We start from the raw sequence: 12,679 nt of genomic DNA, 5'->3' as shown, positions 1-12,679 counted from the left end.
GGGCGGCCGTCTGTGCTTTCGGTGTAGCCAATGCGATGGGGATTATAAGATGGACACAGAAGCGTAAAGTGGGAAGCCAGGGTGGCGGCTCATCAGCGGTGCAGTGCACTCCCTAACCACCTGTGCAACAAGATGGTTAGCTGACATAGCAAAAGCGCGAACCGGGTAGCTCGCGCGGTTGACACGCTACAAACAGGAAAAGACCTGGCTAAGTTGCCAGGTCTAATCCTTATTTGAAGCGGGTCCGGAGATGCTTCAGGAGCAGAAACTACTTAACTTCTACTTCAGCACCGGCTTCTTCGAGTTGCTTCTTCAGCGACTCAGCCTCGTCTTTGGCTACGCCTTCTTTAAGGGGCTTGGGAGCACCGTCAACCAGTTCTTTGGCTTCTTTCAGGCCCAGACCGGTCAGGTCTTTTACCAGTTTCACCACAGCCAGCTTCTGGCCACCAGCAGCCTTCAGGATTACGTCGAAAGCCGTCTTCTCCTCGGGAGCTTCTTCAGCAGCAGCGCCGCCGCCGCCAGCCATCATTACGGGAGCAGCAGCAGCCGGCTCGATGCCGTACTCGTCCTTCAGGATGCCTGCCAATTCGTTTACTTCTTTCACCGTCAGGTTTACGAGCTGCTCAGCGAATGCTTTCAAATCTGCCATTTCTGTAGATTGTTAAAAAATGTGTTGTTGAAAATTTAAAGGGATGCGGAAAAGCGGCGGGCTTAGGCGGCCTCTTTTTCGCTGAGGGTTTTGAGGATACCAGCCAGTTTGTTGCCGCCGCTCTGCAGAGCCGAGATAACATTCTTGGCGGGCGACTGGAGCAGGCCGATGAGTTCACCGAGCAGTTCCTGTTTGCCTTTGATGGTGGTGAGGGTCTCCAGCTGGTTAGCGCCGAGGTAGATGCTAGCATCTACATAAGCACCTTTCAGAACCGGCTTGGGCTCCACGCCACGGGCGTAGTTTTGAGACTTGTAGAAGTCGCGCAGGAGCTTCGCAGGAGCCGAACCGCTCTCCGTAGAGAACAGCACGCCCGACTGACCTTTCAGCGCGGCATCCATTTCCGAAGTGTCGTGGCCGAGGGTGTCCAGTGCTTTCCGGATGAAGGTGTTTTTGTACACCTTGAACTCCAGGCCGCGGGTGAACACCAGGCGACGAAACTCGTTGATTTTCGCTACCGACATTACCGAAGCATCGACAATGTAGAACGAGTTGTGCGACTGCATTTTTCCGCTCAACTCATCCACGAGGGCTTGTTTTTCTTCCCGGGTCATGTTTGGTTGGTTTAATTAGCTAGCGGAATTTACTTGGCTGTCAACCGGCACAGCGGGCGACATCGTGCTCGAGAGCGTGATGCTCTTGATGTAGGTACCTTTCGACGAAGAGGGCTTCAGGCGACCCAGCGTCTGGATTACTTCCAGAGCGTTTTCGGCCAGCATCTTCTCATCGAACGACACTTTACCAACCGAGCAGTGGATGATACCGGTTTTGTCAACTTTGAAGTCGATTTTACCAGCTTTCACTTCCTGCACAGCCTTGGCTACGTCGGTCGTTACGGTGCCCGACTTCGGGTTCGGCATCAGACCACGGGGACCGAGCACGCGGCCCAAGCGACCCACTTTGGCCATTACGGCCGGCATGGTGATGATTACGTCGATGTCGGTCCAGCCTTTCTCGATTTTCGAGATATAGTCGTCCAGACCCACGAAGTCGGCGCCGGCGGCGGTAGCTTCGGCCTCCTTGTCGGGGGTCACGAGAGCCAACACGCGAACGGTTTTGCCGGTGCCGTGGGGCAGGGTGGCCACGCCACGAACCATCTGGTCCGCTTTGCGGGGGTCCACGCCGAGGCGTACGTCGATATCTACCGAGGCGTCAAATTTGGTGTAGGTGATATCCTTCACCACTTTGGCGGCTTCCACGAGGCTGCGCACTTGCGTCAGGTCGTGTTTGGCAAGGGCTTCCTTGCGCTTTTTGCTTACTTTAGCCATCTGTCTTTTCTCCGTTTTAATTATTCAGCAAAAGGAGAATCGCCTTTGATGGTAATGCCCATGCTGCGAGCCGTACCGGCTACCTGCTTCATGGCGGCTTCCACTTCGAAAGCGTTCAAGTCGGGCATTTTCGTTTCGGCGATGGTACGCACCTGGTCCCAGGTGACCGAGCCCACCTTGTTGCGGTTCGGCTCTTTCGAGCCGCTTTGCAGCTTGGCAGCTTCCATGAGCAGCACCGGAGCCGGTGCCGTTTTCACCACGAAGTCGAACGACTTGTCGGTGTACATGGTGATGAGAACAGGACAAACCTGGCCGGCCTTATCTTGGGTGCGAGCATTGAACTGCTTGCAAAACTCCATGATATTCAAGCCTTTGCTACCAAGTGCAGGTCCTACCGGCGGCGAAGGGTTCGCGGCGCCTCCCTTTATCTGCAGACGCAGATAACCTCTGATTTCTTTGGCCATTTGGATGGATTAGGCTGGGGCTCCTGCGTCGTAACTCGCACTTGCCTCAGTATTGAAACTCCTGTTTGGAAGCCCCGCCGACCCGGAGCGAATAATCGGCGTGGATATTTTTAGTACACTAAAACGTCATGCGTCGCTGGGCTCCGCATGACGTTCTTTCTATGCTTCTTTTTCTACTTGCGTATAGCTCAATTCTACTGGCTGCGAGCGGCCGAAAATCTTCACCACCACGTTGAGCTTCTTACGCTCTTCGAATACTTCGTCCACGTTGCCGGAGAAACCGTTGAAGGGGCCGTCCACCACTTTCACGAGTTCGCCCACTACGTAAGGCTTGTCGAGGGTAGCGTCAGCTTGCTGCTCGGCCTCATCCACGATACCGAGGATGCGGTTTACTTCGGTGATGTGCAGCGGAACGGGCTTGTTATTGGCCGCGTCCTTCTTGTCCTTGTCGCCGAGGAAACCAATCACGCCGGGTGTGCTGGTGATGATGTGGTCAACTTCACCGTGGCCCAGCTCAGCCTCGATGAGGATGTAGCCGGGGTACAGGTTACGCTCACGAACGCGCTTCTTGCCGTTGCGCATCTCGAACACCTTCTCTACCGGAATCAGTACCTGGGGCACGTAGGTAGTGAGGTTGTGGCGCGCCAGCTCGGTTTCGAGGTAGTTCTTCGCTTTTTTCTCCTGGCCGCTCACCGAGCGCACCACGTACCATTTCAATTCGCTCATCTTGTTTACTGATTAGCGAAACGAATTATAGAAAGCTTTCAGTACCGACTCAAAGCTGACATCCATGATGCCTACCACCACGGCAAACACGAGCGAGCCTACCAGCACGAGGCCGGCGCTTTTCTGCAGCTCGGTCGTGGAAGGCCACGTTACGTTGTAGCGCATTTCCTCGATGGTGGCGCGGAAATAATTGCTCAGTTTGTCCATTGGATGAAGAAAAAACAGCGTTGCCGCTGAAAACAACATGGAGCGGACCAACCGGCCCAGATTGCACGAGTGGAGAGATTCGAACTCCCATCAAAGGTTTTGGAGACCTCTATTCTACCCTTGAACTACACTCGTGTAAATGCACTTCCCGCTAACGCATTTCGCTAAAGGGAGTGCAAAGGTAAGAGAAACAGAACACAAAACAAATACTTGCTTCTGTTTCAGCGTAAAAAAAGCCGCTCTCGAAATACCGAGAGCGGCTTTTTTACTGGTTAAGCCGGAGCTTAGTCGAGAACTTCGGTTACCTGACCGGCACCTACCGTACGGCCACCCTCACGGATAGCGAAGCGGAGGCCTTTCTCCATTGCCACCTTGTTGATGAGCTCAACCGTGATGGTGATGTTGTCGCCGGGCATTACCATTTCAACGCCCTCGGGGAGGGTGATGATGCCGGTAACGTCGGTGGTACGCAGGTAGAACTGCGGACGGTAGTTGTTGAAGAACGGCGTGTGACGGCCACCTTCCTCTTTCGAGAGAACGTACACCTCAGCCTTGAACTTCTGGTGGGGGGTTACCGAGCCGGGCTTGCAGATAACCATGCCGCGACGGATGGCTTCTTTTTCAATACCGCGGAGCAGCAGACCTACGTTGTCACCAGCTTCGCCACGGTCGAGGATTTTGCGGAACATTTCCACACCCGTAACCGTCGACTTCAGGCCGGCAGCAGCGCCCATGCCAAGGATGTCAACCTGGTCGCCCGAGTTGATAACGCCGCGCTCGATACGACCGGTAGCCACGGTGCCGCGGCCGGTAATCGAGAACACGTCTTCAACCGGCATCAGGAAGGGCAGGTCGGTCAGACGAGCAGGAATCGGAATGAACGAGTCAACCGCGTCCATCAGCTCGTTGATTTTGGGAACCCAGTTGGCATCGCCGTTCAGGCCGCCGAGGGCCGAACCCTGGATAACCGGAATGTTGTCGCCGTCGAAGTCGTAGAACGAGAGGAGTTCGCGGATTTCCATTTCCACCAGCTCGAGGAGCTCGGGGTCATCCACCATGTCCACTTTGTTCATGAACACCACCAGCTGGGGAACACCTACCTGACGAGCGAGCAGGATGTGCTCACGGGTCTGGGGCATCGGACCGTCGGTAGCAGCTACCACGAGGATAGCGCCGTCCATCTGGGCAGCACCCGTTACCATGTTCTTCACGTAGTCGGCGTGACCGGGGCAGTCAACGTGGGCGTAGTGACGGTTCTTGGTGGAGTACTCTACGTGAGCGGTGTTGATGGTAATACCACGCTCTTTTTCTTCGGGAGCATTGTCAATCGAAGAGAAGTCACGCTTTTCGGCCAGGCCCTGGTTTGCTAACACCATGGTGATAGCAGCGGTCAGGGTCGTTTTGCCGTGGTCAACGTGGCCGATGGTGCCGATGTTAACGTGCGGCTTGGACCGGTCGAAATTTTCTTTAGCCATTGTAAAGAGTAAAAAAAGAGGTGGTGAAGTGAATTTGAAGGTAAAAACCGGACCTACACGAAGAAAGCGAGACTCAGCCCCTACTGTAATAGAAAACTGTGCGTCGCTTGCCTGAGAGAACCGTGCCGGCGGCCGGAATAACTCCGACCGCTGGACTTGAACTAATCTGAGCCATTTATGGGATTTGAACCCATGACCTCTTCCTTACCAAGGAAGTGCTCTACCACTGAGCTAAAACGGCTTATTCTGAAAACGTGAGCGGGAGACGAGGTTCGAACCCGCGACCTGCAGCTTGGAAGGCTGCCGCTCTACCAACTGAGCTACTCCCGCAGATGGCATCATGTAAAAAGTGGGGGTAACAGGACTCGAACCTATGAACCCGAAGGAGGTGAGTTACAGTCACCCGCAATTGCCGCTATGCGATACCCCCATTTTTGGTGCTCCCCGGCCGATTGCCGAGAGGCGTTTTCCTCTTGATTCGCTGACCGCTGAAGCAGTTGTGTTTCGTAAGGAGCTGCAAAATTAGAGGTTTTTCGACACAAGGCAAGTGGTAGCGCGAAAAAAGGTTGTTCTTTTTTCGCGCCTTTTGCGGAAGTCGCTTTTACATAAGGTTATAAAATGCTTTGAGCCGGTCATCGGTTTCTTTCTCCCGGATGTTTTGCAGCGTCGCTTTCAGGCTAGGCATGGATGGGAGCAGCAGCGCGAGGCTCTTGTAGGCACCCAGGCGAATTTCGTAGCGCGGGGCGTTGCGGGCGTAGTCTTCCAGGATTCTGATGCCTTTGTCGCGCTCCACGGGTGGGATGTGCGTCATGAGTGTGCCGAAGGACTGGAAGTAGGCGTAAAGGTCCATTTCGGCTACGTCGGGCAGGCGGCGCAGGAACCAGGGGTACTGGTCGAGGGCGCCGTTGAGGGCATAGTAGTCGGCAATGGCGAGGATGAGCGGGCCGCTGCTGGTGTTTTCGATGGCGGCGACTTGCTGGCGGGTATTGAGCTCGGGCTTTTTGGCCAGCACCTGGATGGCGGCGGCGGCTACCAAGGCGGAGCTGTCGGCGATGGCGGCGCCGTAGAGGGGGCCGTAGTTGCCGTCGGGGAAGGTGGCGAGGGTAGCAATGGCCTGGGCGCGGACGCGGGAGCTGCGGTCGGTGGTGGCGAGGCGCTGGATGTCGCGGCGCATGCCTTCGGGCTCGGGGCCACGGTAGCGGCGGAGGTGGTCGAGGGCGAGGCGGCGCACTTGCCAGAATTTGTCGTTCATCGCATTACGCAGCATGCTGCTCACCGAGAGGTCGGCGGTTTTGTTTTGCAGCAGCTCCATTACCTCGGATTTCTGCTGGTAGGTTTTGGCGTGGTAGAATTGGAACACCAACTCGTCCTGGCTGCGGTCTTCGTCGATTTGGGCCAGAAGTTGGTTTTCGCTGTCGAACTTGACCAGGACCGGCTTCTGGCCGGCGGGCAGGGTGAAGGTCTGGTCGGCCTTGGTGACGGTGATGCGGTGCTCGGTGGGCTGATTACCATTGGTCCAGACGGCCACGCTGACGGGCAGGCGGTAGACGGGCTGGAACAGCGTATCCTGAGTTTGCTGCACACGCAGGGCTACCTGGCCGTTGGCGTAGCTGTGGGTGATGTGCAGTTCCGGATGGCCGCGCTGCATGAACCACTGGTTGAAAAACCAGGTCAGGTCCTCGCCGGTGGTTTCCTCGAAAGCGGTGCGCAGCTTCGAGATTTCTACGGCCGAGAGCTTGTTCTGGGTGAGGTAGTGGTTCAGCGCGGTGAAGAAGGCGTCATCGCCCACGTACTTGCGGAGCATGTGGAGTACGCGGCCACCTTTGTCGTAGGAGTGGCGGTCGAACATGTCCTCGCGGTTGACATAGCGGTAGCGGATGAGGGGCTCGCGCTTGGCGGTAGCTTCTTCGAGGTAGTTGTTGAGCTTGATTTCCTGCACGAGGCTGGCCTCGTCGGGGCCATACTTGTACTCGGCCCAGAGGTATTCGGAGTAGTCGGCGAAGGACTCGTTCAGGGGCAGGTTGCTCCAGCTTTCGCAGGTCACATAGTCGCCGAACCAGTGGTGGAACAGCTCGTGGGCGATGACCGTCTCGGCGGTTTGGTAGTTGGCGTCGAGCAGGTCGCGCTTGGTGGCTTGGATGGTACTGCCGTGGGTGGTGGCGGTGGTGTTTTCCATGGCGCCGCTCACGTAGTCGCGCACGGCCACCTGGGCGTATTTCTCCCAAGGGTATTCCACGCCCAGCTTTTTGGAGAAGAAATCCAGCATTTCGGGGGTGTGGCCGAAGATGGCGCGGGCGGTGCCGGCATACTGCGGCTCCACGTAGTAGTCGACGGGCTTGCCGTGCCAGGAGTCGTTCACCACGGCAAAGTCGCCCACCACCATGGTAGCCAGATAAGGCGCGTGGGGCTGCGTGAGCTTCCAGGTATCGGTGCGGGTGCCGTCGGCATTGGCGTGGGAGGATGTCAGCATGCCGTTGGAAAGCGTTTTGAATTGCTTTTCCACCGTCAGGCTGATTTCCTGGGTCATCCGCTGGTTAGGCTTGTCGATGGTGGGGAACCAGCAGGAACTGGCCTCCGTCTCGCCCTGCGTCCAGATTTGGCGGGGTTTGTTCTTCTCGGTGCCCAGCGGGTTGATGAAGTACAGGCCCTTATCGGAGGTAATAGCGGCCGAACCGCCCTGCGGCAGCTCATTGGGCTTGGCCACGTACACGATGCGCAGCTGGTAGGGCGTAGTGCGCGGAAAGGGCTGGCCGAGAGCAATGACGAGCTTCCGGCGGTTGTAATTATAATTGAGGCTGCGGCTCTTCCCCTCCCCCATCAGCTCAATCTTCTGAATGTCGAAACCTTTGGCATCAAGGGTCACCTCGCTCTGCGGGTAGAAGTGCGAGCGCAGCGTGAGCACGGCGGTACCCAGCAGGTGCTGCTTCTTGTAGTCGAAGCGCACGTCGAGCTTTGTGTCGAGGATGTCGGTCAGGATGGTGGCGGCGGGCTGCAGTGGGGCCTCGGCGGGCAGCCAGGAGGGCACCACCAGGCCGGCTGGGGCGGGCGCGGGCGTAGCGGCGGGGGCCGCTTTCTTGTGCACCGGTGCCTTGGGTACGGGCTTGCTGCTGCGCGGCTTAGTGGCTTGGGCAGCAGCCGCTAGTTGCACCAATAATAGCAGACTGGTGAGGCCTGGAACCAGATACTTCATGCCAACAAGAACGGGCGAAAAACGCGTCAATTTCTGAATTAATTTGAGATTTGGGCTACCTTTAACCCCAGCTTTCCTCCCACCCTATTCACCGCAGATGCTTCAAATCAGCACCGGCCCTGGTCAACTCTGGGAAGTTGACTACCGCGCCGCCGACACCGTCACGCTCAATGGTGAGCCTTTTGCCTGGGATTTAGTCGATTTGGGCGAAGGCCGCTTTCATGTGCTGCACGAAGGTCGCTCCTACAACGCCGAAGTTGTAGCGGCCGACTTCGCCACAAAAAGCATTGTGTTCAAAATCAATGGCCAGCGCGTTGAGCTTAATGCCAAAGACCGGTTCGACCTGCTGCTCGAACGCTTGGGTATGAGCGACGCCACCGCCGCGAAAGTAAATGAGCTCAAAGCCCCCATGCCCGGTCTTATCGTAGACATTCGGGTGGCGCCCGGCCAGGCCGTACACAAAGGCGACCCGCTGCTGGTGCTCGAAGCCATGAAAATGGAGAACATCCTGAAAGCACCGGCCGATGGTACCGTGGGCAGCATCAAGGTAAACCTGCGCGACAACGTGCAGAAAGGACAGGTGCTGGTGCAGTTTTCGTAACCGGCCTTATTATTCCGACATTCTTATTCATTACGACTTGAAATACAACCGCATCCTCCTCAAGCTCAGCGGCGAAGCGCTGATGGGCCAGCAGCAGTACGGCATCGACGCCGAGCGGCTGATGCAATACGCCTCCGAAATTAAAGCCGTGGCCGCTACTGGCGTGCAGGTGGCCGTCGTGATTGGCGGCGGCAACATTTACCGCGGCGTGGAGGCAGAAGCCTTCGGCCTCGACCGCGTGCAGGGCGACTACATGGGCATGCTGGCCACGGTCATCAACTCCATGGCCCTGCAAAGTGCCCTCGAAAAGCTGGACGTGAGCACGCGCCTGCTGTCGGGCCTCACCATTCAGCGGGTGTGCGAGCCGTATATCCGGCGCCGCGCCGTGCGGCACCTGGAGAAGGGCCGCGTGGTGATTTTCGGGGCCGGCATCGGCTCGCCTTACTTCACTACCGACTCGGCTGCGTCGTTGCGCGCCATCGAGATTGAAGCCGACGTGGTGCTGAAGGGCACCCGCGTGGACGGCATTTATACGGCCGACCCAGAGAAGGACCCCACCGCTACGCGCTACGCGGAAATTACCTTCGACGAGGTGCTGAGCAAGAAGCTGAATGTGATGGACATGACGGCCTTCACGCTGTGCAAGGAGAATAACCTGCCCATCATCGTGTTCGACATGAACACGGCCGGCAACCTAGAGCGCCTGCTGAACGGCGAGCCGATGGGCACGCTGGTGCACGACGGCGGCAAGGGCGATGGCCGCAAGCACGCCCTCGACCCCATCAACAGCCTGTTGCAGCCGCTGGTGGGCAAGCTACCGGAACAAGCTTAATTTTTAGTTGTCAGTTGCTTGTTGTCAGTTGTTAGTTTGTATCGAGAAACCACACTGATAGCAGAACCTGACAACGGACAACTATCAACTGACAACTAACAAAATGGACGAAGAAATTCAGTTTTACCTTGATGAGCTGGTAGAATCGATGGGCAAGGCCCTAGCCCACGTGAACGTGGAAATGAGCCGCATCCGCGCCGGCAAGGCCTCGCCGGCTATGCTCGACAGCCTGCGGGTGGACTACTACGGCACGCCCACGCCCATCGGCCAGATTGCGAACATCTCGGCGCCGGATGCCCGCTCGCTGTTCATCAAGCCCTGGGAGAAGAACATGATTAGCGAGGTCGTTAAGGCCATTAAGAACAGCGACCTGGGCCTGAACCCGATGTCGGATGCCGAAGGTGTGCGCCTCAACATCCCGGCCATGACTGAGGAGCGCCGCCGTGAGTTGGTGAAGCAAGCCAAAAACGAAGGCGAGGCCGGCAAGGTGCGCGTGCGCGGCATCCGCAAGGATGTGAACGAGGCGCTGCGCAAGTTGTTGAAAGAAGGTGCTTCGGAAGATGCCGTGAAGTCGGCTGAGGAGAAAGTGCAGAAAACTACCGACACTTACATCGCCGAGGTTGAGAAGGTACTCAGCAAGAAAGAATCGGAGATTATGACTATCTGATTTGGTCATTTCTTGATGCGAAAAAGCCCGGCGAGTTATCGTCGGGCTTTTTTATTGTTTGGGAAGTTACCGTAGAGGTGCGCTGTGCTTTGCTACTTTAGAAGCTCGGCCTCGACGGCGGCAGGCACAAGGTAGCGGATGCTGCGGCTGGCGCGCAGGCTTTCGCGGATGTAGGTGGCCGATATGTCGAGTAGCGGGGCGGCTATGACCTGAACGCGGGGAAATGTGGTCAGGTCAGGTAGCTCGGTGCCGGGGCGTGGGTACACGTAGATGTCCACTTCGGCCAGCAGACGCGGCGCTTCCTGCCAGCGCGGGAGGCCAGGAAGGTTGTCGGAGCCCATGAGGAGCACGAAATCGTGCGTGGGGTGGCGCTGACGCAGGGCGTCGAGGGTGGCAATGGTGTAGCTGGGGCGCGGCAGGCCGAACTCGATGTCTTCGGCGCGCAGGCGCGGGTTGCCGGCAATGGCCAGCTCGACCAGGCGTAGGCGCTCGGCTTCGGGCCGCAGGTCGGCAGTGGCTTTGAAGGGGTTGTGCGGCGTGACGACGAGCCAGACTTCGGCTAAATCGGTGCGCGTGGCGAAGTGCTCGGCCAAGATGAGGTGGCCGATGTGCACGGGGTTGAACGAGCCGAAGAGCAGGCCGATGCGTCGGCTCATACCACGGCCGGCTCGGCGCTGATGAACTCACGCACAAGCTTTTCGGCGTGGGCGCTGGCTTCGTCGAGGTTGTCGTTGACGACGGTTACGTCGAACCGGTCTTCAAACGCCAATTCGAACTTGGCCTTGTATACCCGTGAGGAAATGCTGGATTGTGAGTCGGTGGCGCGGGCTTGCAGGCGCTGTTCCAGGACTTCGATGGACGGCGGGCGCACGAAAATGGCCAGCGCGCGGTCTTTGTAGAAATCCTTGATGCTGAGACCACCTTTCACATCCACATCGAGAATGGCGTGCTTGCCGCTGTCCCAGATGCGTTCGATTTCCGACTTGAGCGTGCCATAGAAGGCACCCTCGTAGACTTCCTCCCATTCCACAAATTCGTCGTGCCGAATTTTGTCCTGGAATTCATCTGCCGTGATGAAATAGTAGTCCTTGCCATTCTCTTCGGCCCGGCCGCGACGGTCGCGGGTGCAGGCCGAAATGGAAAAGCTCAGCTCCGGCACCCGCTCCATGAGCCGGTGCACAATAGTGGTTTTGCCCGCGCCCGAGGGCGCCGAAAACACGATGATTTTGCCTTGCATCACGCAAAGCTAAGCCGTCGGAGCCGGTATTAGGCCACCACGGCCCCCACACGGGCCAAAATGGAGTTGTGGAGGGAGGCGGGCGTCGACGGGGAGGGCACGCGCTGCTTCAGGAAGGAGATGAAGATGCGCTGCTTCTCGATGTCGTCGAAGCAAGGCGAGCAGTCGTTGGCGTGGTCGATGAGGTAATCCTCTTCTTCCATGGTCAGGGGCTGGCCTTCGATGAGTTGGTCAAGTACAGTATTCACGCGTTCACAGTCGGGGCCGTTGTCGGGGGTAGCAGCAACGGGGGCCGACGTATTGGTTTTCGTAGTAGCAGATGGGGTCATAATTGAAAAGGCCGGGAAAGAAGTGAACGCCAAGGAAATGCGACCTAAGTACCGACTCGGTGCGCTTGTCGGGAGGGTTAATTATTTTCGGAGTCGGTTAGTTCCGTTTCGCCGTCAATAGCGTCATTGCCATATCCCATTGATTGGGCGTATTTCTCCAGCTTGTCTTTGAGGAAATTGCGGGCCCGGTGCAGGCGCGAACGCACCGTACCAATCGGAATATCAAGCACTTTGGCCATTTCCTCGTAGGTAAAGCCTTCGAGGTCGCAGAGGATGATGACGGTGCGGAAATCGACCGGCAAAGAATTTAGCGCGCTGGCTACTTCGTCGCCAATCAGGTCGCGGGCCGACTGCTGGCGCATATCGGACGACGAAGCGCCTACTTCGCCCTCGGCTTCTACATCGTCGGGGTTGTAATAGCCCTCAATCTCGCTGTAGTCGACCTTGGCGGGCTGCTTGCTCTTCTTGCGGAAGTCGTTGATGAACGAATTCTTGAGAATGCGGAAAAGCCAGGCCTTGGCATTGGTACCGGGCTCGAAGTACTCGAAAAAGCGGTACGCCTTGAGGTAGGTTTCCTGCACGAGGTCGTTGGCATCGTCCTCGTCGAGGGTGAGCCGGTAGGCAAAGTTGTAGAGCGGGTCGAGCACGGGCATGAGCTCGGCCTGGAAGCGGCGGTCTTTTTCCTCTTTGCTCAGTTTAACCCGTTCGGGAGAATCGCTCATACAGGTGGGCGGGGGAAATTGCAGGTCGAAACCTACGAAGGAATAGGGAATTAGGAAAAAATCTGGCGCAATCGGCAACTCGGGAAAATGGGTGGCCGGGTTGCTTTTCGTCGGCGCGAAGCTAGCCAGCAAAGCACGCTTTAGGCATTAAAAACACCTAAAAATGCATCTTCTGGTGGGCTAAGCGCCGCCCGATGTACGCAGGGCGCCGCCCGCTGGGTTGCGTAGCGGCTATTAACTAACAAACGAAGTAGT

The 12,679-nt window shown here is 57.3% G+C and carries 15 protein-coding genes and 4 tRNA genes; 3 read left to right on the top strand and 16 right to left on the bottom strand.

The window, feature by feature from the left end:
- Positions 1–268 precede the first annotated feature (268 nt).
- From rplL to I2I01_RS08385, 12 genes are all read right to left on the bottom strand, one after another.
- Positions 269–649, bottom strand: a complete 381-nt coding sequence (rplL, locus tag I2I01_RS08440; RefSeq protein ID WP_196286006.1) for a 50S ribosomal protein L7/L12 — start codon at positions 647–649, stop codon at positions 269–271.
- 62 nt (positions 650–711) lie between these two features.
- Positions 712–1,260 (bottom strand): 50S ribosomal protein L10, encoded by a 549-nt coding sequence (rplJ, locus tag I2I01_RS08435; RefSeq protein ID WP_196286005.1) that lies wholly within the window; start codon positions 1,258–1,260, stop codon positions 712–714.
- A 15-nt stretch (positions 1,261–1,275) separates the two neighbouring features.
- Positions 1,276–1,974 carry a 50S ribosomal protein L1 gene (gene rplA / locus I2I01_RS08430; protein WP_196286004.1) on the bottom strand — a complete coding sequence of 233 codons (699 nt, stop codon included), beginning with the start codon at positions 1,972–1,974 and terminating at the stop codon, positions 1,276–1,278.
- Between the two features lie 20 nt (positions 1,975–1,994).
- Complete coding sequence (gene rplK, locus I2I01_RS08425) at positions 1,995–2,438, bottom strand: 50S ribosomal protein L11 (protein WP_196286003.1); 444 nt, start codon at positions 2,436–2,438, stop codon at positions 1,995–1,997.
- Positions 2,439–2,597: 159 nt separating this feature from the next.
- Complete coding sequence (gene nusG / locus I2I01_RS08420) at positions 2,598–3,164, bottom strand: transcription termination/antitermination protein NusG (RefSeq protein ID WP_196286002.1); 567 nt, start codon at positions 3,162–3,164, stop codon at positions 2,598–2,600.
- Positions 3,165–3,176: 12 nt separating this feature from the next.
- The gene (gene secE, locus I2I01_RS08415) at positions 3,177–3,371 is read right to left on the bottom strand and encodes a preprotein translocase subunit SecE (protein WP_196286001.1); all 195 of its coding nucleotides are present in this window, start codon (positions 3,369–3,371) and stop codon (positions 3,177–3,179) included.
- A 64-nt stretch (positions 3,372–3,435) separates the two neighbouring features.
- Positions 3,436–3,506: transfer RNA gene (locus tag I2I01_RS08410), tRNA-Trp, on the bottom strand.
- A 149-nt stretch (positions 3,507–3,655) separates the two neighbouring features.
- A complete protein-coding gene (tuf, locus tag I2I01_RS08405) occupies positions 3,656–4,846 on the bottom strand; it encodes an elongation factor Tu (protein WP_196286000.1) in 1,191 nt (396 codons plus the stop codon).
- Positions 4,847–5,015: 169 nt separating this feature from the next.
- Positions 5,016–5,087: transfer RNA gene (locus I2I01_RS08400), tRNA-Thr, on the bottom strand.
- Positions 5,088–5,103: 16 nt separating this feature from the next.
- Positions 5,104–5,176: transfer RNA gene (locus tag I2I01_RS08395), tRNA-Gly, on the bottom strand.
- Positions 5,177–5,196: 20 nt separating this feature from the next.
- Positions 5,197–5,276, bottom strand: a tRNA-Tyr gene (locus I2I01_RS08390).
- 171 nt (positions 5,277–5,447) lie between these two features.
- Positions 5,448–8,036 (bottom strand): M1 family metallopeptidase, encoded by a 2,589-nt coding sequence (locus I2I01_RS08385; protein WP_196285999.1) that lies wholly within the window; start codon positions 8,034–8,036, stop codon positions 5,448–5,450.
- A gap of 97 nt (positions 8,037–8,133) precedes the next feature.
- On the opposite strand from I2I01_RS08385, the gene I2I01_RS08380 reads away from it, so the two are divergent.
- The 3 genes from I2I01_RS08380 to frr all read left to right on the top strand — a co-directional run bounded on the left by I2I01_RS08380 (position 8,134) and on the right by frr (position 10,136).
- Positions 8,134–8,637 (top strand): biotin/lipoyl-containing protein, encoded by a 504-nt coding sequence (locus tag I2I01_RS08380; RefSeq protein ID WP_196285998.1) that lies wholly within the window; start codon positions 8,134–8,136, stop codon positions 8,635–8,637.
- Positions 8,638–8,674: 37 nt separating this feature from the next.
- Complete coding sequence (pyrH, locus tag I2I01_RS08375; protein ID WP_196285997.1) at positions 8,675–9,469, top strand: UMP kinase; 795 nt, start codon at positions 8,675–8,677, stop codon at positions 9,467–9,469.
- A gap of 103 nt (positions 9,470–9,572) precedes the next feature.
- Positions 9,573–10,136: a ribosome recycling factor gene (frr, locus tag I2I01_RS08370; protein WP_196285996.1), complete on the top strand. Its 564-nt coding sequence runs from the start codon at positions 9,573–9,575 to the stop codon at positions 10,134–10,136.
- 92 nt (positions 10,137–10,228) lie between these two features.
- On the opposite strand, the gene nadD is transcribed toward frr, so the two are convergent.
- The 4 genes from nadD to I2I01_RS08350 all read right to left on the bottom strand — a co-directional run bounded on the left by nadD (position 10,229) and on the right by I2I01_RS08350 (position 12,424).
- Positions 10,229–10,792, bottom strand: a complete 564-nt coding sequence (gene nadD, locus I2I01_RS08365) for a nicotinate (nicotinamide) nucleotide adenylyltransferase (protein ID WP_196285995.1) — start codon at positions 10,790–10,792, stop codon at positions 10,229–10,231.
- Entirely contained in the window at positions 10,789–11,373 is a 585-nt protein-coding gene (gene gmk, locus I2I01_RS08360; RefSeq protein ID WP_196285994.1) for a guanylate kinase, read from the bottom strand. The genes nadD and gmk overlap by 4 nt, the downstream gene beginning before the upstream one ends.
- Positions 11,374–11,402: 29 nt before the next feature.
- Positions 11,403–11,702 (bottom strand): hypothetical protein, encoded by a 300-nt coding sequence (locus I2I01_RS08355; protein WP_196285993.1) that lies wholly within the window; start codon positions 11,700–11,702, stop codon positions 11,403–11,405.
- A 77-nt stretch (positions 11,703–11,779) separates the two neighbouring features.
- Positions 11,780–12,424, bottom strand: coding sequence for a sigma-70 family RNA polymerase sigma factor (locus I2I01_RS08350; protein ID WP_196285992.1), 645 nt, complete (start codon positions 12,422–12,424; stop codon positions 11,780–11,782).
- Positions 12,425–12,679: the final 255 nt, after the last annotated feature.

It is taken from the genome of Hymenobacter properus (assembly GCF_015694735.1).
Lineage (GTDB): Bacteria > Bacteroidota > Bacteroidia > Cytophagales > Hymenobacteraceae > Hymenobacter > Hymenobacter properus.
This window is presented reverse-complemented; position numbering and strand designations above follow the sequence as displayed.